Annotated in this window: 20 protein-coding genes; 11 read left to right on the top strand and 9 right to left on the bottom strand. The window is 64.0% G+C overall.

The genetic code is table 11. The features are described from left to right. Positions 1-131: 131 nt before the first annotated feature. The 3 genes from GWG67_RS17495 to GWG67_RS17485 are packed head-to-tail and all read right to left on the bottom strand — an operon-like array spanning position 132 to position 2,184. Positions 132-725 carry a GNAT family N-acetyltransferase gene (locus tag GWG67_RS17495; RefSeq protein ID WP_275170505.1) on the bottom strand — a complete coding sequence of 198 codons (594 nt, stop codon included), beginning with the start codon at positions 723-725 and terminating at the stop codon, positions 132-134. Then, positions 722-1,804, bottom strand: coding sequence for an alpha/beta fold hydrolase (locus tag GWG67_RS17490; RefSeq protein WP_275170504.1), 1,083 nt, complete (start codon positions 1,802-1,804; stop codon positions 722-724). The genes GWG67_RS17495 and GWG67_RS17490 overlap by 4 nt, the downstream gene beginning before the upstream one ends. After that, entirely contained in the window at positions 1,801-2,184 is a 384-nt protein-coding gene (locus GWG67_RS17485; RefSeq protein ID WP_275170503.1) for a hypothetical protein, read from the bottom strand. Before GWG67_RS17485 ends, GWG67_RS17490 begins: the two co-directional genes overlap by 4 nt. 172 nt (positions 2,185-2,356) lie before the next feature. Here GWG67_RS17485 and GWG67_RS17480 point away from each other — a divergent pair, with 172 nt between their 5' ends. Further along, the gene (locus tag GWG67_RS17480; RefSeq protein WP_275170502.1) at positions 2,357-3,271 is read left to right on the top strand and encodes an alpha/beta fold hydrolase; all 915 of its coding nucleotides are present in this window, start codon (positions 2,357-2,359) and stop codon (positions 3,269-3,271) included. A 129-nt stretch (positions 3,272-3,400) separates the two neighbouring features. Next, a complete protein-coding gene (locus GWG67_RS17475) occupies positions 3,401-3,865 on the top strand; it encodes a nuclear transport factor 2 family protein (protein ID WP_275170501.1) in 465 nt (154 codons plus the stop codon). Between the two features lie 29 nt (positions 3,866-3,894). On the opposite strand, the gene GWG67_RS17470 is transcribed toward GWG67_RS17475, so the two are convergent. The 6 genes from GWG67_RS17470 to GWG67_RS17445 form a co-directional block, all read right to left on the bottom strand. Further along, entirely contained in the window at positions 3,895-4,569 is a 675-nt protein-coding gene (locus GWG67_RS17470; RefSeq protein WP_275170500.1) for a spermidine synthase, read from the bottom strand. 31 nt (positions 4,570-4,600) lie between these two features. After that, positions 4,601-7,834 carry a bifunctional cytochrome P450/NADPH--P450 reductase gene (locus GWG67_RS17465; protein WP_275170499.1) on the bottom strand — a complete coding sequence of 1,078 codons (3,234 nt, stop codon included), beginning with the start codon at positions 7,832-7,834 and terminating at the stop codon, positions 4,601-4,603. A gap of 129 nt (positions 7,835-7,963) precedes the next feature. Beyond that, on the bottom strand, positions 7,964-8,959 hold the full coding sequence (locus tag GWG67_RS17460; RefSeq protein WP_275170693.1) for an alpha/beta fold hydrolase: 996 nt from the start codon (positions 8,957-8,959) through the stop codon (positions 7,964-7,966). A gap of 10 nt (positions 8,960-8,969) precedes the next feature. Beyond that, positions 8,970-10,520: a wax ester/triacylglycerol synthase family O-acyltransferase gene (locus GWG67_RS17455; protein WP_275170498.1), complete on the bottom strand. Its 1,551-nt coding sequence runs from the start codon at positions 10,518-10,520 to the stop codon at positions 8,970-8,972. Positions 10,521-10,566: 46 nt separating this feature from the next. Beyond that, a complete protein-coding gene (locus tag GWG67_RS17450) occupies positions 10,567-11,367 on the bottom strand; it encodes an alpha/beta fold hydrolase (protein ID WP_275170497.1) in 801 nt (266 codons plus the stop codon). Beyond that, positions 11,367-11,624, bottom strand: coding sequence for a DUF6489 family protein (locus GWG67_RS17445; RefSeq protein WP_007593837.1), 258 nt, complete (start codon positions 11,622-11,624; stop codon positions 11,367-11,369). Before GWG67_RS17445 ends, GWG67_RS17450 begins: the two co-directional genes overlap by 1 nt. A 302-nt stretch (positions 11,625-11,926) precedes the next feature. Here GWG67_RS17445 and GWG67_RS17440 point away from each other — a divergent pair, with 302 nt between their 5' ends. The 9 genes from GWG67_RS17440 to GWG67_RS17400 all read left to right on the top strand — a co-directional run bounded on the left by GWG67_RS17440 (position 11,927) and on the right by GWG67_RS17400 (position 22,298). Continuing rightward, a complete protein-coding gene (locus GWG67_RS17440) occupies positions 11,927-13,522 on the top strand; it encodes an ABC transporter substrate-binding protein (RefSeq protein ID WP_275170496.1) in 1,596 nt (531 codons plus the stop codon). A gap of 104 nt (positions 13,523-13,626) precedes the next feature. Continuing rightward, a complete protein-coding gene (locus GWG67_RS17435) occupies positions 13,627-14,607 on the top strand; it encodes an ABC transporter permease (RefSeq protein WP_007607877.1) in 981 nt (326 codons plus the stop codon). Between the two features lie 10 nt (positions 14,608-14,617). Beyond that, complete coding sequence (locus GWG67_RS17430; protein WP_275170495.1) at positions 14,618-15,589, top strand: ABC transporter permease; 972 nt, start codon at positions 14,618-14,620, stop codon at positions 15,587-15,589. Between the two features lie 43 nt (positions 15,590-15,632). Continuing rightward, entirely contained in the window at positions 15,633-16,619 is a 987-nt protein-coding gene (locus tag GWG67_RS17425; protein ID WP_275170494.1) for an ABC transporter ATP-binding protein, read from the top strand. Next, positions 16,616-17,605, top strand: a complete 990-nt coding sequence (locus tag GWG67_RS17420) for an ABC transporter ATP-binding protein (protein ID WP_275170493.1) — start codon at positions 16,616-16,618, stop codon at positions 17,603-17,605. Before GWG67_RS17425 ends, GWG67_RS17420 begins: the two co-directional genes overlap by 4 nt. A gap of 81 nt (positions 17,606-17,686) precedes the next feature. Further along, a complete protein-coding gene (locus tag GWG67_RS17415) occupies positions 17,687-19,492 on the top strand; it encodes a gamma-glutamyltransferase family protein (protein WP_275170492.1) in 1,806 nt (601 codons plus the stop codon). 9 nt (positions 19,493-19,501) lie between these two features. Further along, the gene (locus tag GWG67_RS17410; RefSeq protein WP_275170491.1) at positions 19,502-20,212 is read left to right on the top strand and encodes a DUF1028 domain-containing protein; all 711 of its coding nucleotides are present in this window, start codon (positions 19,502-19,504) and stop codon (positions 20,210-20,212) included. Then, positions 20,209-21,198: an ABC transporter ATP-binding protein gene (locus GWG67_RS17405; RefSeq protein ID WP_275170490.1), complete on the top strand. Its 990-nt coding sequence runs from the start codon at positions 20,209-20,211 to the stop codon at positions 21,196-21,198. Before GWG67_RS17410 ends, GWG67_RS17405 begins: the two co-directional genes overlap by 4 nt. After that, the gene (locus GWG67_RS17400; protein WP_275170489.1) at positions 21,198-22,298 is read left to right on the top strand and encodes an ABC transporter ATP-binding protein; all 1,101 of its coding nucleotides are present in this window, start codon (positions 21,198-21,200) and stop codon (positions 22,296-22,298) included. Before GWG67_RS17405 ends, GWG67_RS17400 begins: the two co-directional genes overlap by 1 nt. Positions 22,299-22,301 lie beyond the last annotated feature (3 nt).

Raw genomic sequence — 22,301 nt, 5'->3', positions numbered from 1 at the left:
ATGGCATAGTTAATTGTGCGATGCAATATTTATATTGCAGTGCGATATCACGAAACCGTGAAAAGCCTTAATGTAGGGCAATTTGGCGCCTCCCTGACCATTCGGGTTCCCGAACACCCGTCCAGTGGTTCTCAAAGCTGGACGGCGCCCGGCAGCCCATAGGCCTCCATCTGGGCTTGAACCTGCGCGATGTTGTGCCCGAGCACGACGATGTCGTGGGTCTTGCCATCGACGTCCCGGACGTGGTCGCGCAGCAGCGCCTCGGCCTTGAAGCCGAGGCTCTCGAACAGCGTGATCGCCGCCTGCTGATCGACCGTCATCTGGACCGAGAGCTTCTCGAGGCCGGCGCCAAGCGCGAGTGCGAAGGTCTCCTGTGACAGCGTCCGTCCCACCCCCTTTCCGCGCACGTCGAGCGAAACCACCATCCGGATCTCGCCGACATGGGGCGACCAGGAGTGCGGATCGCGCACCAGCGTACCGCAGCCGACGACCGTGCCGCCCCTGACCGCGAGCAGGCTCGTGATCGCGCCGCGCTCGATCTCCTTGACCCAGGCGGAGAGCACCTTCGGCTCGCTGATGTTGCGCGGCAGGAACAACAGGTCGTGGGTCGGCAGGCCCTTGCCGAAGGCGAGCACCGCGGCTTCGTCCACGGGCGACATCAGGCGGATCTCGATATCGCCGGCGTCCGTCTTGATATGACGCGGATAGGAACGCTGCTCACTCATGTCGATCTCTTCCCCAGCCAGGAATCCAGTTTCGGCCATAGCCGCTTCACCGCATTGGCGCCGGCGACCAGCGAGACGTGACCGCCCTTCAGCATCACCTCCTCCTTGTCCTCCGATCCAATCTTGGCGATCAGGTGCTTTGCCGCCTCATACGGCACGATGTGGTCGTGTTCGGCGACCGCATGCAGGAACGGCACCTTGATGTCCTCGAGCTTCGCCGCACGGCCGCCGACCGACATGGTGTCGTTGAACAGCTTGTTGTCCCACATCAGGTCCTTGGTGATGGTGCGGAAATACTCGCCGGCCAGCGGCAGCGTGTCGGTCGCCCAGCGGTCTAACATCCGGTAGGATTTGACGAACTCGTCGTTCCAGATGTTTTCCCAGAGCTGAATCTGGCTGACGGTGCGCGAGGCCGGGCGCAGCATCTCGAACGACGACAGGATCATCTCGGGCGGCACGTTGCCGACGCTGTCGACGAGGCGATCGACGTCGAAATAGCGACGGTCAGAGAAGTTCGAGAACAGCTTCATCTCGCGAAAGTCGATCGGCGTGGTGAAGCAGATCAGATTCTTCATGGGCCCGTCTCTGTGGATCGAGCCGTAGAGCAGCGACAGCACGCCGCCGAAGCAATAGCCGATGACGGAGACGTCCTGTTCGCCGGAATCCTGCTGCACGCGGCGGATGCAGTCCGGGATGAAGTCGAGGACATAGTCCTCCATGCGGAGGCTCTTCTCCTCCGGCCGTGGCGCGCTCCAGTCGAGCATGTAGACGTCGTAGCCGCGCTTCAAGAGGAACTCGATGAAGCTCTGGCCGGGCACGAGGTCGAGAATGTAACCGCGATTGGTGGTCGCCATCACGATCAAGATCGGAATTCGATAGATCTCGTCGGACATCGGCCGATAATGGTAGAGGCTCATCGTGCCGCGCGAATGCAGCACGTCCTTAGGCGTCGAGCCCAGCATGGGACCGGACGTCGAGAAATATTCGACGCCCTTGATGCTGCGCTGGATGGCGCGCTGCACCTCGGACTGGATGCGCTCCGGGATCCCTGCGAAATCTAATCCGGCGGGTGCATTCATGCCTGCTCTCCGCCTTCAGATGGCGGCCGCTTGGTGCGCGGCGGGCGCAATGCGGTGTCGGGGCCCTGAGAAATGCCGGAACTTGCCGCCATCTGGCTCAGCATCGATTTGATCTCACCGATCTGTCCTTCGATGGATTGTAACCGTTCCGCAAGGCCGGTGACCTGGTCCCGACTCGGCAGATTCATGGAGACCAGATATTTCTCCATGAGCTCGCCGAGCTGCTTCTGAGCACCTGCAGCAACGCCGCCGGCCCGGTTCACGGCTTGCGAAAACTCGGGCGACGACATGGCCTGGTTGGCGAAGGAGTTGAACCCCTTTTCCATCTCGCCAACCATTTTTTGCCACACGGCAATGGGGTCGTTGCTCTTGTCGGTCATCGGCGTCCTCCTGAAATCGAGAGCTTCGATGCCCTTCCCTTTTTTCGCCATACCACACCGTTGCGCGGTGCCGGTCAACCGGCAAGCAGCGGGTTCGGTGTCGCGAACGCGGCTTCATTGCGAGGGGAAACCGTGCGATACAGCATCAATCAAAAGCCGAGGGAACGCACCCGTGAATGCCTATCAGCCGCCGCAAACCGTCCGCGCCAACGGCATCGACATCTGTTACGAGATTTTCGGCAACGACAACGCCGAGCCGCTGCTGCTGATCATGGGGTTGGGCGCCCAGATGATCCACTGGGATGATGCGTTCTGCGAGCAGCTCGCCGCGCACGGCTTTCGCGTCATCCGGTTCGACAATCGCGACATCGGCAAGTCGAGCCATCTCACAGGCGGCAAGCGTCTGACGCCGCTCGAGCTGTTGAAGCTCCGCTTCCTCAGGATTCCCGTGGCCGCAACCTACAAGCTGATCGACATGGCGAAAGACACTGTCGGGCTGATGGACGCACTCGGCATCAAGTCGGCGCATCTGGTCGGGGCGTCCATGGGCGGCATGATTGCGCAAGAAGTGACGTTGTCGTTTCCCGAGCGCGTGCGCTCACTGACATCGATCATGTCGACGACCGGCAATCCGCGCGTGCCGCCCCCGACACGTGAGGCCGCCGCGATGCTGATGGCGCCGCCGCCGCGCAGCAAGGAGGAGTTCATCGTCCGCTACGGCCAGACCTGGAACGTGTTGCGGGCCGGGTCCTTTCCGGAAGAAGAGGCGCTTGATCCCGGTCGTGCCGAACGCGTGTTCGCGCGCGGGCTCAATCCGGCCGGCGTCGGCCGGCAGCTCCGTGCGGTGCTCGCCTCAGGCAGCCGCAAGGAGCGACTGCATGGCGTCAAGACGCCGACACTCGTCATCCATGGCACCGTCGATCCGCTGGTCCGTCCCGAGGGCGGCAGGGATACGGCAGAGTCAATTCCGGGCGCCAAGCTGATGATGATCGACGGCATGGGCCATGCGCTGCCGATGCGCTTCTGGCCGGAGATCATCGGCGCCATCGCCAAGCATGCAAATGAAGCGGCAGCGCAGGCGGCCTAGACCGGCGCAGAAGGTCTCCTCGCGGTGACCATGTGAGCTGCCGGTTACTCTCTTAACGCGAGCCGGTGCGAAAGCTATACAGGTCTTCCTTCAACGGGCAGGAAGAGGCTGCAGCCTCTCGGAGTTCACATGCATCACATCGTCCGGTCAGCCGCGATCGTCGCTGCTTCAGTCATCACGCTGTCCCTCGCCAGCGGCGCCGCGATGGCGGGTAGCGCGCAAGAGGAAGCCAATCGCAAAACTGTCCTTGCCTTCTACGAAAAGGGGCTCAACCAAAAGGATGCCGATGCAGCCCTCGCCTATGTCGGCGACCGCTATGTCCAGCACAATCCAAACGCGGCCGATGGTCCAGACGGTTTCCGAAAGTTCATCGGCTTCCTCCGCGATAAATTCCCGAACTCGCATAGCGAGATCAAGCGCAGCTTCGTGGATGGCGACTACGTCATCCTGCACGTTCACGCGGTCCGCGAGCCCGGCAGCAGGGGCAACGCGATCATCGACATCTTCAAGCTGGAGAACGGCAAGGTCGTCGAACACTGGGACGTCGTTCAACCGATCCCGGAAAATCCAGCGAACAACAACACGATGTTCTGACGGATTGAACTGGTGTCTGCGCAGACGGCCTAACTCTTCCTGGCCAACCAGATCACGTGACGCGCGCCACCGCCTCTTCCGGTGGCGCGAATGTTGACTTCATTGACGTCGAAGCCGGCGCTTGCGAGCCGCTTGGTGAAGGCCGGGTTGGGTCCCGAGGACCAGACAGCGAGCACGCCCCCCGGCCGCAGCGCCGTCTTCGCAGCCTTCAATCCGCTCGCATCGTAGAGCGCATCATTGCCCTTCCGGGTCAGCCCCTCCGGCCCGTTGTCGACGTCGAGGAGAATGGCGTCGAAGGCCGACCGCTGCGTGCGGATGATTTCGCCGACGTCGCTTTCCCGGATGCTCACCCTGACATCATCAAGGCTGTCGCCGAACACCTGCGCCATCGGGCCCCGCGCCCAGGCGACTACCGCCGGCACGAGTTCGCAGACCACGATCTTGGCCTTGCTTCCGAGCACGGTGAGCGCCGCACGCAGAGTAAAACCCATGCCCAGGCCGCCGATGAGGACAACAGGCTTTGCGACCGTCTCGATCTGCTTCGCCGCCAGCGTGGCGAGCGCGGCTTCCGAGCCTGACAGGCGGTTGTTCATCAGCTCGTTGGTGCCGAGCTTGATGGAGAACTCCTTGCCTCGCCGCATCAGGCGAAGCTCTTCATCGGAGCCGGGGATTTTCGCGGTATCGATCTTTTCCCAGGGAATCATGCAAGAGCTTTAGCATGTCCCGGCCGCCGGCCTACCCTCCCGCCCACACGTCCAGCACATAGCGGTTCTTGGCGCCCATCTCCTCGATCCAGCGGGCGGCCGTGGCGGCATCGCTGCCGCTCTTCTCGCGATGGATCGCGACCAGCGCCGCCTTCACGTCGGGCTCCATCTTGCTGCCGTCGCCACAGACATAGACGATCGCGCCCCGCTCGATCAGCGGCCAGACCTTGTCCTTCTGCGCGGCGAGGGCGTGCTGCACATAGGTCTTCGCCCCCTCCGCGCGCGAGAACGCCGTGAACAGCTCGGTGATGCCGCTCGCCGCCAGCGCCTTCAGCTCGTCCGCGTAGAGAAAATCCTGATCGGGATGCCGGCAGCCGAAAAACAGCATGGCCGGACCGAGCGCGGCGCCCTTGGCCTTGCGCGCGGCGCGCTCCTGGAGGAAGCCGCGGAACGGCGCCAATCCCGTGCCCGGGCCGATCATGACGATCGGCACGGACGGATCGTCCGGAAGGCGGAAGCCGGCCTTGGTCTCACGCACGGTTGCATGGATCACGTCCCCCGCGCGCCGATTGGCGAGATAGTTCGAGCAGATACCCTTGTAGGTGCCGCGGCCGGAGGCGGCCGGTCCTTCAACCACGCCGACCGTGACGCTGCAACGAACCGGGTCGACCGACGGTGAAGACGAGATCGAATAATAACGCGGCGCCAGCAGCGAGAGCATTTCCAGATAGACGTGGAACGGCAATTCGCAGGCCGGATATTCGAGCAGCAGATCGAACACCGATTTCCGCCTGGCCAGAATCTCGCTGCGATAGCGCTCGAGTGTTTCAGGCTCCTCGCCCAGGAAGGCCAGCAGCTTCGGCTTGGTCACCGGGCAGCGGGTGTGCTCGGCCATGAGCTGGATCTGCTTCCGCGTCGCCACTTGCTGGAGCTCGACGAACTCGCTGAGCAGACGGCCGACCGACACGGCATCGCCGACTGGCAATTGCGCACGGCGGCCTTCGGCAACCTGAAGCCTGATCTGGTCGGCCGGCAGGAAGCCAAAGCGACGGGCGACCGAATCCACCAGCGTCGGATCGTTGCGCGGAACCACGCTCAGATGATCACCGACGCGGTAATTGATGTTGGACGGCAGTTGCACCTCGATGTGGCGCGTCGAACGCTCTGACGGATTGGATCCGGCCTTGTTCTGAAGCTCGTCGTTGACCAGCACCTTCATGGCCACCGCGCCGCCCTGGGCGACGATGGTGTTGACGGCCGTTACCGCGACCGGCTCGATCGCGTAAAGCGGATCGTCCTCCGCGGTACGGGTGAAATTCCAGTCGATGCCGAATTCCTTGGTCGCGACCTGGGCGGCCGCCGGGAACCATTTCTGAAACTGACCGTCGAGATCGCTGCGCGCATCGCCTTCGCCGCGCGGATAGACCGCGCGCGCACCATGCGCCGATAACTGTTCATCGATGAAGCGCGGCACCGATTGATAGGTCGCGGCCCAGTCGCTGTTGCCGCAGCCGAACACGGCGTATCGCACATTAACAAACGCATCCTTCGGCAGCTCGTCGCCGAGCCATTTGACAAATTGCGTCGCATTGTCCGGCGGCGCCCCGTTATAGGAGGCGCAGATGATCAGCACGCCGCCCTCCCGCGGCAGCTTGCCGACGTAATCGTCGAGCGGCCCCAGATGCACGGCAAAGCCGTTGATCTCGGCAAGGTCGGCCATGCGCGTCGCGAGCTCCTCGGCGGTGCCGAGATTGGAGCCGTAGAGTACCAGCATCGGCGTGTTGTGGCCGGGACGCGCGGTGGTTTGGCGCGGCGCCCTCGGCGCCGACGACACCGCCACAGGTCCGCCATATGCACCGCGCTCGCGATCGGCGCGCGGACGGACCTTGATCTTGAAGCCTTCCGGCTTCATCGTCAGCGTTTCCTTCAGATGCATCTGGTAGCGCTGGTGGTCGATCAGCTTGAAGCGCTGGAGGATCATGCCGAGCGCGAGCGCAGCCTCGTGCATGGCGAAGCCGCGGCCGATGCAGGCGCGCTGGCCGTTGCCGAACGGCTTCCAGGCATTGATCGGCCGTTTGGCTTCCGCCTCCCGGCTGAAATTCTCCGGATCGAACGCGTCCGGGTTCGGACCCCAGACCGAGGGATCACGATGCAGCGCGGTCACCAGGATGGTCGTGAACGTGCCTTTCCTGAGCTTGTACTTGCCGCCGCCGATGGTCTCGTCGTTCAGCGGCGAGATGCCATAGGCCGGCGCCGGCGGCCATAGCCGCAGCGCCTCCTTCAAGATCTGCGTGATGTAGGTGAGCTGCGTGACCTGTTGATAGGTCGGACGCACGTCGACATTGGGACCGAGGACGCGATCGACCTCGTCATAGGCTTTCTTGAGAATGTCGGGGTGCTTGAGCAGCGCATAGAGCGTGCAGGACAACAGGCCGCTGGTGGTCTCGTGGCCGGCGATCAGGAACGTGTTGATCTGATAGCGGATGTTGACGTCGTCGAGCTGCTCGCCGGTCGAACGATCGACGCCCGTCATCATCGCCGCGAGCATATCCTTCTTGTCGTCGGCCGCCTCGCCTCCCTTGCGGCGCTCCGCAATGATCTCGTCGACCATCTTGTTCATGAAGTCGACGTCTTCAGCCATGGTCTTGCGCCGCTTCTGCATCCAGAGCTGCTCGAACGGCAGGCCGCGCGTCATCATGATCGTTTCGAGCGAGCGCACCAGCGACTCGACGAAAGGATGGTAGTCGCGCCGGTAGAACGAATTGAAGCGATAGTCGAAGCCGCACAGTCCGATCGTATCCAGCGTCAGCGCCGTCATGTCGTGGACGACGTCGATCTCGTCGTCGGCGTTGAGCCGTTCCCATTTGCCGACGAGCTGCTCGGCAATGTCGACCATGCTCGGGTGATAGGACTGCATGGCGCGGTTGCCGAAGGGCTGGAGCAGGATGTTGTGCGCCTTGCTCCAGTTCGGCTCCCTGGTATCGGCCGTGAACAGGCCGTCGCCGCCGACCGCGCGCACCCGCCGCAGTGCACCGCGCACCGTCTTGTCGAAACGCTTCTCGTCCGACAGCTCGTCGACGAGGTCGTGGCCCGAGACGACCACGATCGGCGAACCCATCATGTCGAGCCAGAAGATCGGTCCCAGCTCCTTGGCGAGCCGGGTCAGATGCTGCACCGGTGCGGCCGAATCCAGCGACAGCATGTTGCCGACCACCGGCTTGGTCGGCGGCTGCGGGATCGGATCCAGTCGATTCTTGGATGACATCGAAATGTAGTCCCCCTGCTTCAATGTCGTCATTGCGAGCGAAGCGAAGCAATCCAGAAATATGTCCGCGGAGGCAGCCTGGATTGCTTCGTCGCTTCGCTCGTCGCATGACGAGTTCGCAATGATCAGCTAGCCAAACCGCCTTCTACGCCATTCGATCAGCTTGGCGCTGACGTCTTCCGGCTTCTCCTGCTGCGTCCAATGGCCGCTGTCCTTCACCAGATATTTCTCCAGATCAGATATCAGCGTCTCCATGCCGTCGGCCGCCGACGGCGGCAGCACGGCGTCGTTCTCGGCCATGATCATCAATGACGGCACATGCACGTGATGGTCCAGGCCTTTCGCGCGCTCCCAATTGCGGGTGAAGTTGCGATACCAGTTGATGCCGCCGGTGAAGCCGGTTTTCGTGAACGTATCGACGAACACCTTCTTCTCGTCGACCGACAGGATCGGTGCACGCGGATCGTGCTTTGCATCATAGGCCGCGATCATCTGCGGGAACGCGAGATTGGTCTTTGACGAGGCGCCGACACCAGCGATCGGCGGCTCCTCCGGTTTCGCCGCCGGCCGCGCCAGCGGCTTGCGCATGAACGCGTCGAACGTCTGCTCGACGCGGCTGCCGAAGATCCTGTCTGGCTCACGCGCGGGATCCTGGAATTGGACGATATACATCTGATCGCCGAAGCGTTGGCGGAACAGCGCGATCGGATCGATCGGCGCGCGGTCCCAATGCGGCGTGTTGACGCCGACCACACCGGCGACGCGCGAAGGATGCCGTAGCGGCATCTGCCAGACGACGAATCCGCCCCAGTCGTGGCCGACGAAGATCGCCTTGTCGACCCCGAGATGATCGAGCAGTCCGACCAGATCGCCGGTCAAATGCTCCATGTCGTAGTCCTCGACCGGTTCGGGCCGGTCGCTCGCGCCGTAGCCGCGCTGGTCCGGCGCAATCACGCGGATGCCGGCCTCGCTCAGCGCCTTGATCTGGTGGCGCCAGGAAAATGCGAGTTCAGGCCAGCCATGGCACAGCACGATCGGCGGCTTGTCCGTGACCGGGCCCGCTTCGTAGTAGCCCATGCGGATTCCGTTCGTCTGCGCGAACTTGAGCGGCGGCATTTCAATCATCGACACATTCCTACTCCGCGGCGCCCCTGATGTCGGCCGACGGCGGCGCATAGGCCGCCTCCAGCGCGGCGAATTCTTCCGGCAGCATGTCGCACATCACCTGTACGTGCGGAATGATGTTGGCGCCGACGATGAAGCCGAAATCGAGCTGGTCGCGATAGCTCTGCACGGTGATGTTGAGCGCCTGCCCGTGCGTCGAGATCGACACCGGGAAGATGTGCAACAGCTCCGCGCCCGCGGCGTAAAGCGTCTGCCGCGGCCCCGGCACGTTGGACACCGTGATGTTCGCAGCCGGCGGCAGCACATCCGACAAATCGGAGCGGCTGTAGAGCAGCGCCATGATCTGCACGACGATCGGCGCGCCCAGCATCGAGATATTGGATATCTGCGGCATCAGTGCCCGGAGCGGATGCGACATCTCCTTGGACTTGGTCGATTGCGCGATAATGGCTTCCAGGCGTGCCTTGGGATCGTCGATGTTGGTTGCGATCGAACAGATCATGCCGAACACCTGGTTGTTGGCCTCGGTGTTGCCCTCCTCGCGCAGCGAGATCGGCACGGCGGCGGTCAGGGACTTCGCCGGCAGCATTCCGTGTTGCTGGAGGTAGCGCCGGACCACGCCAGAGGCGAGCGCCAGCACGACGTCGTTGAGCTTGCCGCCGGCCTGCTTGGCCAGCGCCTTGGATCGCGACAGCGAGATCGAGACCCCGGCGAAGCTGCGCTCGGACGAGATCGATTTGTTGAGCATGGTCGGCGGCGACACCATGCTGGCGAGGCTCTCGCGCGATTTGGGATCGGATATCTTGCCGAGCACGTCCGAGACGCTCTTGACCATGGTCGGGATGTTGCCGGCAAAGCGCACCGCACTCTCGATCTGGTACATCGCATTGTCGAACAGGATCGAACCGATGTCGCTCTTGCCGGTGCGCGGCAGTTGCAGGTTCTTGGCGGCCGCCGATGCATCGAGCGGCTGGGTGAAGAGCTGCTGGTAGGAATCGACCAGGTTCGCAGCGATGTCGCGCGGCTCCTGCGCGGGCTTCGCTCCCGCGGTCGGCGGATCGACCTTCCGCGGGATCGGCGAGATATCGTAGATCATGTTGGTCAGCGCCGCACCGGCGCCGCCGTCGATGGCGGCATGATGCATCTTCGAATAAAGCCCGACCTCGTTGTCCTTCATGCCCTCGAACACGTAGAACTCCCAAAGCGGGCGGGCTCGGTTCAAGAGCTTGGCGTGCATCCAGCCCACGATGCGTTCGAGCGTGGCGCGGTCGCGCGGCTGCGGCAGGCTGGCGCGAAAGATGTGACGGTCGATGTCGAACTGATCGTCCTCGACCCAGGAGGGATGATCGATGTCGAGCGGCGCCTTCTCCAGCCGCGCCTTGAGGATCGGCGCGATGTGCAGGCGCGAGACGATCATCGCCTTGAAATCTTCGAAGAAGTCGCCCTTGTAGTCGTCCGGCAGGCGAAAGATCGCCATGCTCCCGACATGCATCGGCATTTCCGGCGTTTCCAGATAGAGAAACGACGCGTCCAGCGACGACAGCTTTTTACCGTCAGCCATAGTTCCCTCCCGAGTATTTGACGGGCGCCTTAGGCGGCGCTTCTCGTCAGGCCGATACTGCCTGTTCCGGCGGGGCATATGCAATGGCAAACGGCCCTGCCCGGTCAAATGGCCAGAACTCCCCCTCCGGTTGCGCAAGGCGGTCTGCCACGGCCCACAGCGCTGCGGGATTCACCCCAAGCCCGATATGGCTCGCCAGGTGCACTTCGATGTTCTCGGCACGGTCGGAGGGACGCAGCAGGCAGGTCCGCCAGTTCACGATGCCGTCCGCGCGCGAATAGATCGACGTCGCCGGCACCGGAAGATCGCCAGCGATCGCCGCGCGCAGCTCGGCGAAATCCTCGACACGCTCGCCGGACATCATCTCGTAGAGCCGCGTCGCATTGGTCGCCCGTACGTCATTGGCAAAAGGGCTGCCGAGCGTGATGACGTTGCGGACCATGTCGGGCGCCTGCAGCGCGAGATCGCGCGCATAGACGCCGCCGAGACTCCATCCGACCAGGCTGACCTTGCGTCCGCTCGCAGCATGGATTTCGGCGAGACGGGCGCGCAACGAATCCCGCATCCGTCCGAACCCGCCGAAATTACGGCCCATCCGCCAGGCATGTGCCTCATAGCCGAGCTCGCTGAGATAGCGCCGCATCGGCGCCATCGAGAGGTCGCTGGCGAGGAAGCCAGGCAGCGCCAGCACCGGATGGCCATCGCCTTTGGGCGCCCGCATCAGGACCGGCGACAGCAGCAGGCTGGCGTTGAGTTCGAGCAACCCACGGGATTCGGCAAGCAGCAAAGCAAGGCCCGGCGGACGAAGCCGGCCGGAGGTCTGCGGCCCGTCCGGACCGGGCGGCATTATTTCTTCTTATCGCCGCTGCGCGTGCCGCCGAGACCGGCCATGGTGACGAACATGTCCTGAAACCGCTCGGCAAGCTTTGGATCGAAGGTGAACCAGCTCTGGATCAGCGATTCCGGCGAGACCTTGTCGATGTTGCTCAAGACCTGCTGCTGCAGCTTGTCCATCACCGCCGTCTGCATCGGTGCCAGATCGGGCAATCCGATGAACTGGCGGGCTTCGAGGGGGGTGCAGTCGATTTCGATATTAACTTTCATGTCCCCTCCAGATGAGATTCGAGCGGCCTGCTGCAGTATCGCCGCGAGACGGTGTGCAACGCAAGCGACCTGAGGGCGGTGGCGGCCTCCGGCTTCCTCGATCGGCGGATATGGTCAATCAAAATTGCCCGCCCGCGCCCATCCATCCCTCAATGCCGGTCACCATTGCTGCACAGCGGTGCAACTTGGCGCGTTCCTTGCTGGAATGGCGCTTGCACGGGTCGAGAAGTCTGGGCAACATGGATTGGGACGCCCGCCGAACAATCAAAAATCACGGCGCGGCAGAGTTGAGAGGGTCAAGAATGTCAGTCGGTCGAACTCTGTTTGCGGCGACGCTCGCCGGTATGCTTGCGTTGACGATGTCGCCGGCGTCGAGCCAGACGCTGCGCTATGCCAACCAGGGCGACCTGAAGTCGCTTGATCCCTACTCCCTGAACGAGTCCACCACCCACGCCCATCTCGGTCACGTCTATCAGGGCCTCACCGCCCGCGACAAGGACCTCAAGATCATTCCGGCGCTGGCGGAGAGCTGGGAAACTCCGGAGCCGACCCGCTGGCGCTTCCATTTGCGCAAGGGCGTAAAATTCCACAACGGCGACCCCTTCACCGCCGACGACGTGCTGTTCTCCGCCGATCGCGTTCGAAACAAAAACTCGAACATGCAGACCCGCCTGGCGCCCAACGTCAAGGTCGTCAAGGTCGACGACTACACGGTCGACTTCGTGCTGCCTTCGCCCAATCCCATCCTGCATTCGGCATGGGACGTCTGGTACATCATGGACAAGAAGTGGGCCGAGGAGAACAAGGCGGTCGAGCCGACGCCGGTGTCAGCGACCTCGCCGAGCTACGCTTCGCTGCACGAAAACGGTACCGGTCCCTTCATCATCGAGAGCCATCAGCCCGGCGTGAAGACCGTGTTCAAGGCGAACCCCAATTATTGGGGCAAGATGGAAGGCAACCTGAAGGAGATCATCTTCACCCCGATCGCCTCCGACGCCACCCGAGTCGCTGCGCTGCTTTCGGGCGAGGTCGACGTGATCGAGCCGGTGCCGATTCAGGACATCTCCCGTGTCGATGCGAGCCCGAATGCCCAGGTGCTGAAGGCGCCGGAGCTACGCACCATCTTCATCGGATTCGACACGGTCCGCGATGAGTTGCTCTACTCCAACATCAAGGGCAAGAACCCGTTCAAGGACGTCAAGGTGCGGGAGGCCTTCTACAAGGCGATCGATATCGAGCTGATCAAGACGCGCGTGATGCGGGGACTGTCGACACCGTCGGCACTGATGATCGCGCCCGAACTGTTCGCACTGTCCAAGGAGTTCACGCGTCCCAAATTCGATCCTGACGGCGCCAAGAAGCTCCTGACCGAGGCCGGCTACCCCGACGGCTTCGAGGTCACCATGGATTGCCCGAACGACCGCTACGTCAATGACGCAGCGATTTGCCAGGCTGTGGTCGGCATGCTTGCGCGCATCGGCGTCAAGATCAACCTCCTGGCACAACCCAAGGCGCAGTACTTCGCCAAGGTTCTGAAGCAGGGTGGCTACCAGACCTCTTTCTTTATGCTGGGCTGGACGCCGAGCACGATGGACTCCCACAATGTGCTGAACGACATCATGGGGTGCCGTGACGACGCGAAATCCTCGCGGGGCGAAGCCAATCTTGGCGGCTATTGCAACAAGGAATTCGACGCCATCACCGACAAGGTGCTGGTCGAAACCGACACCGCCAAACGCAATCAGCTGATCAAGCAGGCGTATGAGATCAGCATCAAGGACTGGGCCTATATTCCGCTGCACCAGCAGGCGCTGGCCTGGGGCGTATCGAAAAAGGTCAACCTGCCGCAGCGCGCCGACAATCTGGTCATGTTCCACTGGGCGACCAAGAAGGAATAGCGTCAGTCGAATACGAGGTCCCGGCAGCGTCAGGCTTCCGGGACCTTTCCTTTTTCGGCTGACACAGACGTCCGCCAGACGCACACTCAAGGAAAGTGGAAGGCATGCTCGCTTTCACTCTTCGCCGGGCCGTTCAGGCCATCGGCGTCATGTTCGCCGTCGGCATCATCGCGTTCTCGATGTTCCGCTTCGCCGGCGACCCCATCAATCAGATCGTCTCGCTTGATACGCCGGCGGCCGAACGCGCCGCCGTGCGCAAGTCGCTGGGCCTCGATGATCCCGTGCCGGTGCAGTTCGTGCGCTATTTCGCCGATGCCGCGCAATTCAAGTTCGGCGTCTCCTATCAGTTCCGGCAGCCGGTCTCGACGCTGTTGATGGAGCGTATGCCCGCCACGCTGGAACTTGCGATCTGCGCGACCGTCTTTGCAATGGTGTCCGGCATCCTGATGGGCGTCTATTCGGCGCTCAGGCGCGACACCCTGCTCGCCAAATTATTCCAGGCGGTTTCGCTGATCGGCATCTCGCTGCCGACTTTCCTGATCGGCATCCTTCTGATCTATCTGTTCGCGGTGACATTGGGCTGGTTGCCGTCGTTCGGCCGCGGCGAGGTCGTCAAGCTCGGCTGGTGGACCACGGGCCTGCTCACATTGTCGGGCCTGAAGGCGCTGATCATGCCCTCGATCACGCTCGGGCTGTTCCAGATGACACTGATCATGCGGCTGGTGCGCGCGGAGATGCTGGAAGTGCTTCGGACCGACTATATCCGCTTTGCCCGCGCCCGCGGGCTGACGACCCGTGCCATTCATTTCGGGCACGCGCTGAAGAACACGCTGATTCCCGTGATCACGGTGGCGGGCCTGCAGTTTGGCTCGGTTATTGCATTTTCGATCATCACCGAAACTGTGTTCCAATGGCCCGGCATGGGACTTCTGTTCGTGCAGGCCGTGCAAAATGTCGATATCCCGATTATGGCCGCCTACCTGCTGATGGTCTCGCTGATTTTCGTCACCATCAATCTGGTGGTGGACATTCTCTACACCGTCGTCGATCCGCGCCTGCGCGCGACCGTCGGCCGCGCCACATAAGGCAGCCTGCATGTCCGAAGTGGTCGCCTCCAATCCCGACAAGCCGAGCACGCTGCCGACGCATGCCGCCCGTAGCTGGTTCAGCCGCGCACTCGACAGCGACATCTTCTATTCGTTTCGCCGATCCAAACTGACCATGGTGGCGGCAGCCATTACCGTGCTGTTCTTCCTGCTCGCGATCTTTGCCTCCGCGCTTGCGGTGCAGGACCCGTTCGATCCGGCACAGCTCCAATTGATGAATTCCAGGATCTCACCGCTCTGGACCGCCGAGGGCCAGAGCCCGTTCCTGCTCGGCACCGACGAGCAGGGCCGCGACGTGTTCTCCGCCATTCTCTACGGGCTGCGGATCTCGCTCGCCGTCGGCGTGGCCGGCGTGATCTTCGCTGGCGCGCTCGGCATCGCGCTTGGCCTGATCGCCGGCTATTTCGGCGGCGCGGTGGACGGCGTGATCATGCGGATCGCCGACGTGCAACTCACTTTCCCCGCCATCCTGATCGCGCTGCTGGTCAACGGCATCGCGAAATCCATCCTCGGCAACCGGCTGGATGCAACCAGCATGCTGGTCGTGCTGGTGATCTCGATCGGCCTGAGTTTCTGGGTGGGGTATGCGCGGACGGTACGCGGCTCCGTGATGGTCGAGAAGAACAAGGATTACGTGGCTGCCGCGCAACTGATCGGCCTTCCCGCGCCAAAGATCATGTTCCGCCATGTGCTGCCAAACACGATGGGCCCGATCCTGGTCATCGCCACGATCAACCTCGCGCTCGCCATCATCACCGAGGCGACGCTGTCCTTCCTCGGCGTCGGCCTGCCCGACACAATGCCCTCGCTCGGCACGTTGATCCGCATCGGCAACAACTACCTGTTCGCGGGCGAATGGTGGATCGTGGCCTTCCCTGGTATCGCGCTCGCCAGTTTGATCCTGTCGATCAACCTGCTCGGCGACTGGCTGCGCGACGCGCTCAACCCGAAGCTCCGATGAGCAGAACTTCGATGACCAAAATTTCGACGAGAGCGTCTCGCTCATGACCGACCCCATTCTCTCCGTGCGTAATCTTCAGGTCGAATTCGCCTCCCGTCGCGGCACGCTGCGCGCAATCGACGGCGTCTCCTTCGACATCGCCAAGGGCGAGGTCCTCGGCGTGGTCGGCGAATCCGGCGCCGGCAAGTCGGTCACGGGTCTGGCCGTGATCGGCCTGATCGATCCGCCCGGCCGCATCGCCGGCGGCGAGATTCGTCTTGCGGGCCTTCGCATCGACAATTTACCGCCGGAGGAGATGCGTCGTATCCGGGGAAAACGGATCGGCATGATCTTCCAGGATCCGCTCACCTCGCTCAATCCGCTCTATCGCGTCGGCGACCAGCTCATCGAGACGATCAGAACCCATCTGAACCTGTCCGAGACCGCCGCCCGTCGCCGCGCCATCGATCTGCTCGCCGAGGTCGGCATTCCCGCGCCCGAAAAGCGCATCGACGGCTATCCGCACGAATTCTCCGGTGGCATGCGCCAGCGCGTGGTGATTGCGCTCGCGATCTGCGCCGAACCCGAGCTGATCATCGCGGACGAGCCGACCACCGCGCTCGACGTCTCCGTACAGGCGCAAATCATCTCGCTCATCAAGCGACTCGGACGCGACCACGGCACCGCCGTGATGCTGGTGACGCACGACATGGGCGTCATCGCGGAGGCATCCGACCGTGTGGCGGTGATGTATGCCGGCCGCGTCGCCGAGATCGGTCCGGTGCAGGACGTCGTCAGGAACCCGCTGCACCCTTATGCCAAGGGCCTGATGGGCGCGATCCCGACCCTTGCCGGCGACGACAAGCGTCTGGTACAGATCCCCGGCTCCATGCCGCGCCTGTCGGCGATCCCGCGTGGCTGTTCGTTCAATCCGCGCTGCGCATTCGCCTTCGACCGATGCCGCGTGGAGAGACCGGAGCCGCTGCCGCGCGGCACGCAATCCGTCGCCTGCCACCTCTATGACAGCGTGCCGGCGGAGAGCGCGGCATGAGCACTTCCTTCGTCCAGGCCACAAATCTGCGGCGCGTCTTCGACGTCTCGAAACCCTGGCTCAACCGCGTCCTCGAGGGCGGCCATCTCGAATACCTCAAAGCTGTCGACGGCGTCACCTTCGACATCAGGAAGGGCGAGACTTTCGCGCTGGTCGGCGAGTCCGGCTCGGGCAAGACCACGGTGGCGCGGATGGTCGTCGGCCTGCTGCCGCCGAGCTCCGGCGACGTGCTGATCGACGGCGTCTCGATGACCGACCCACGGCAGGCACCGGCACGCCGAAAGCTACGCCGCCGCATCCAGATGATCTTTCAGGATCCCTATGCGAGCCTGAACCCACGCTTCCGGGTCGACGCCATCATCTCCGAGCCGATCCGTGCTTTCGACCTGATCGAGGGCGAGCGCGACATCCAGGCGCGCGTCGGAGAGCTTCTCACCCTGGTCGGCCTGCATCCCGACGACAGGTTGAAATTTCCGCACGAATTCTCGGGCGGCCAGCGTCAGCGCATCGCGATCGCGCGCGCGCTCGCCTCCGACGCAGAGTTCATCGTCTGCGACGAGCCAACCTCCGCGCTCGACGTCTCCGTGCAGGCGCAGATCCTGAACCTGATGCGCGACCTCCAGGACAAGTTCGGCCTGACCTACATGTTCATCAGCCACAACCTCGCCGTGGTCCGCCACATGGCGACCCGCGTCGGCGTGATGTATCTCGGCCGCATCGTCGAGATCGCGGAAGGACGCGAGCTGTTTGCCCGGCCGCGCATGCCCTACACCAAGATGCTGCTCGGCGCCGTGCCCGATCTTGCCATGAGCGGCCGCCAGCGCATTCCGGTCAAGGGCGAGATCCCGAACCCGATCAATCCGCCGCCCGGGTGCGCCTTCAATCCGCGCTGCCCGCTGGCATTCGATCTCTGCCGCAAGGAAGCACCTGAATTGATCGACGGCGTCGCCTGCCACGCAGTCAACACCGCGCCGGTACCGGCATGACGCGCGCGTGCCATGCAGCCTGCGCATTTGGCGGCGGCCTGGCCCTGTGATCAATTGCGCGCGCCGCAAATGAGGTAGTCCATGGCCAGCATCGTCAATCCCGATCCCTTCACGACACGCCCCGAGATCGAGGGCACCTTCGGGGTCGTCGCGACCACGCACTGGATCGCGACCGCTATCGGCATGGCTATCCTGGAAAAGGGCGGCAACGCCTTTGACGCCGGCGTCGCCACCGCTTTCACGCTCCAGGTGGTCGAGCCGCATCTGAACGGCCCCGGCGGCGACGTTCCGATCATCGTGCACGACGTGAAGTGCGGCCGCACCGAGGTGATCTGCGGCCAAGGTCCCGCCCCGGCCCGCGCCACCATCGCGCATTACAAGAACGAAGGCCTCGACATGGTGCCCGGCACCGGCCTGCTCGCGGCCTGCGTCCCCGGCACCTTCGAGTCCTGGATGATGCTGCTGCGTGACTACGGCACGATGCGCCTGCGCGACGTGCTGGAGCCCGCGATCTCCTATGCGCGCGACGGCTATCCGCTGGTCGAGCGCGCCTGCGCCACGATCCAGACCGTCGAGCAATTATTCCGCAAGCACTGGCCGACGTCAGCCGCCGTCTATCTCCCGAACGGCGAAGTGCCAAAGCCCGGCACGCTCTTCACCAACAAGACACTTGCAGCGACCTACGCACGAATCCTGAGCGAGGCCGAAAGCGGCGGCGGCGGCCGCGACGCCGAGATCGAGCGCGCACGCAAGGCGTGGTCGCAGGGCTTCGTCGCGGAAGCCATCGACAAATTCTGCCGGACGCAGGAGGTGATGGACGTCAGCGGTTCGCCGCATCGCGGTGTGCTGTCGGCCGATGACATGGCGCGCTGGCAGCCGACGGTCGAGGCCCCGCTCACCTACGATTATGGCCGCTACACTGTCTGCAAGGCAGGGGTCTGGAGCCAGGGACCGGTGACGCTGCAGCAGCTCGCGCTGCTGAAGGGTTTTGCGCTCGATGGGCTCGACCCGACCGGGCCGGAATTCATCCATCTCCAGATCGAATGCGCCAAGCTCGCCTTCGCCGACCGCGAAAAATTCTACGGCGACCCTGAGTTCAGCGAGATCCCGATCGGAACGCTGCTGTCGGATGCCTACAACAACGAGCGCCGCAAGCTCGTCACCGACAAGGCTTCGCTCGATCTCCGGCCTGGTGCGGTCGAGGGCTTCGGCGGCGTCGTCAAGTTGCGCCGCGCCGAAGGCCAACGCGAGGCCGTCGGCGCGCTCGGCGCCGGCGAACCAACCGTGGGGCGCTTCGGCGAGGTGCGCGGCGACACCGTGCATTTCGACATCATCGACAAGGCTGGCAACATGGTGTCGTCGACGCCGTCGGGAGGCTGGCTGCAATCCTCACCTGTCATTCCCGAGCTGGGTTTCTGCCTCGGCAGCCGCGCACAAATGTTCGATTTGGAGGAGAATCAACCGAGCTCGCTCGCGCCGGGCAAGCGGCCGCGCACCACGCTGTCCCCAACCATGGCATTGCGCGACGGCGAGCCTTATCTCGCCTGGGGCTCGCCCGGCGGCGACCAGCAGGATCAATGGATCACGCAGTTTTTCCTGCGGCACGTCCATTGCAACCTCAATCTCCAGGAGGCGATTGACGCCCCGGCCTGGCACTCCGAGCATTTCCCGATCTCGTTCTGGCCTCGAACCGCGCGCCCCGGCGTGCTCGTGGTCGAGAACCGTGTGCCGAAAGCGACGATCGACAATCTTCGCGAACGCGGACATATCGTCGAGGTCGGACCGGACTGGTCGGAAGGCCGCCTCACCGCGGCCTCGCGCGTCGGACCGCGCCGCCGCGCCGCCGCCAATCCGCGCGGCATGCAGGGCTACGCCGCAGGGCGCTAAAGGCAACACATGACCTGGTCGATCATCGCGCGCGATTCCGCTACCGGCCAGTTCGGCATCGCTGTTGCCACGCGCTTCTTCGCCGTCGGCGCGCGTGTCCCCTACATTGCGGCGGGCCTTGGTGCTATTGCGACGCAGGCCTTCGTCAACCCCTATTACGGCATCGACGGCCTCAAGCTGCTGCGTGAGGGTCTCAACGCCCACGACGTGCTTGCCGCCCTGCTCGCGACCGACGATGGCCGCGAGAGCCGCCAGATCCACATCATGGACGCCAGCGGCGCGATTGCCGCGCATACCGGGCGCGACTGCGTCGATTGGTGCGGGCACATTGCGGGCAGCGGCTTCTCGATCGCGGGCAACATGCTCGCGGGCGCCGATGTGCTCGACGAGACCACAAAAACCTATATCGCCAATGACAGCCTGCCCTTCCCACGCCGCCTGCTCGTCGCGATGCGCGGGGGCGAAGCCGCCGGCGGCGACAAGCGCGGCAAGCAGTCCGCCGCGCTCCTGATCCACGGCGAGGAGGAATGGCCGGCGCTGGACATCCGCGCCGACGATCATCCCGATCCGCTCGGCGAGCTCGAGCGGCTCGAACGCGTCAGCCAGGAGCTCTGGGTCCACTTCCGCGCCTCCATGCCGACGCGGCAGAACCCGGCCGGCAACACCGATCGCAGCGTCATCGACGCCAGCATTGCCGCAGCGCGCGCAAAACGATCATGAACCCGAGCCCCCTCATCGAGATCAGCGAACTGCGTATTCGTTTTCACGGCGACGACGGCCGCATCACCCACGCGGTCGACGGCGTCGATCTCAGCGTCGCCAATGGCGCGACGCTCGGCCTCGTCGGCGAATCCGGCTGCGGCAAGAGCGTGACGTCGCTGGCGATCATGGGCCTGCTGCCGAAACAGAGCGCGGAAATCTCCGGCGCGATCCGCTTCGACGGTTTCGACCTGCTCAAGACGTCGGACCAGACGCTGCGCGACCTCCGCGGCAACCGGCTCGCGATGATCTTTCAGGAGCCGATGACCTCGCTCAATCCGAGCTTCACCATCGGCGATCAGATCGTCGAGACGATTCTGCGCCACCGCGGCGGCTCGCGCAGGAGTGCGCGCGAGCGGACGATCGATCTGCTGCGTCGCGTCCACATCCCCTCGCCCGAGCGGCGGATCGACGAATATCCGCACAAGCTCTCCGGCGGCATGCGCCAGCGCGTCATGATCGCGATGGCGCTCGCCTGCGACCCGCGGCTGCTGATCGCGGACGAGCCGACCACCGCGCTCGATGTCACCCTTCAGGCCCAGATCCTGGAGCTGATGCGCGAGTTGAAGGCGGCGAGCGGCGCGGCCATCATCCTGATCACCCACGATCTCGGTGTCGTCGCCGAAGTCTGCGACGAGGTCGCGGTGATGTATGCTGGCGAGATCGTCGAGCGCGCGGCGGTGGACGAGCTGTTCTCGGCGCCGCAGCATCCCTACACCGTCGGCCTGCTCGGCTCGATCCCGCGGCTCGACCATCGCGCCGAACAGCTTGCCACGATCGAGGGCATGGTCCCGAACATGGCGCAGCCGCCCGCGGGATGCCGCTTCGCCGCACGCTGCCCTTTCGTGCTGGACGCCTGCACCAAGGCGCCGCCGCCGCTGGTCGAAGTCAGTCCCGGCCACCTCTCGCGCTGCATCCGCGCGCCGCTCGAACGTCTGGTGTCGTGATGGCGCTCCTCGAGGTCGATGGCCTGGTCAAGCATTTCGTCGCCGAGCGTTCGCTGTTCGGCCGGGCGCTGGCGCATGTCAAAGCCGTCGATGGCGTTTCCTTCTCGCTCGACGCCGGCAAGACGCTGGCGCTGGTCGGCGAATCCGGTTGCGGCAAATCCACCGTCAGCCGCCTCGTGCTGCGGCTGATCGAGCCGGATGCAGGCACGATCCGTTTCGAAGGCCGCGATCTGCTCGCCTTCGACGCCGGCGCGCTGCGCGCCTTTCGCCGCGAGGCCCAGATCATCTTTCAGGATCCCTACGCCTCGCTCAATCCGCGCATGACCGTCGGCCAGATCCTGACCGAGCCGCTGGCGCTGCACAATCTGGTGCCGCCCGCCCGACGGCGCGAACGCGTCGAGGAGATTCTGCGGCTGGTCGGGCTGGAGCCGCGGCTGGCGCGGCGTTACCCGCACGAGTTCTCCGGCGGCCAGCGTCAGCGCATCGCCATCGCCCGCGCCCTCGCGGTCGAGCCGAAACTGATCATCTGCGATGAGCCGGTCTCGGCGCTCGACGTCTCGATCCGCTCGCAGATCCTCAATCTGCTGCGCGAGCTCCAGCACCGGCTTGGGCTGGCCTACATTTTCGTCTCGCACGACCTCGCGGTGGTCAAGCACATCGCCGACCACGTGGCGGTGATGAATCTCGGCCAGATCGTCGAAACGGCGGCCGCGGACGCACTGTTCGCCGCGCCCCGCCATCCCTATAGCCGGGCGCTGTTGTCGGCGATCCCCGTGCCTAAACCGCGGGCAAAGCGCAGCCGGATTGTGCTGCAGGGAGAGATTCCCAGCGCGCTCAATCCGCCGCCGGGATGCCGCTTCCACACCCGCTGCCCCTACGTCGTCGACCGTTGCCGCAGCGAAATGCCTCAGCTCGTGCGGGATGGCATCGGACATGCAACGGCATGCCACCGAACGTCGGAACTGCCGTCGTCCGAGGCAATCGTCCCGACGGACGGCGGCTTCTCCCCGGTTCTCGAAAAATTGGTCGCCGCCTTCAGCGGCGGCCCGGAAGCAGTCCGCGGCAGCGGGGTTAGTTCATTGGGAACGAACCCGGCATAGCCG

The organism is Bradyrhizobium sp. CSS354 (genome assembly GCF_029051725.1).
Lineage (GTDB): Bacteria > Pseudomonadota > Alphaproteobacteria > Rhizobiales > Xanthobacteraceae > Bradyrhizobium.
The sequence above is the reverse complement of the archived record's forward strand: the minus strand, read 5'-3'. Positions and strand labels throughout refer to the sequence as shown.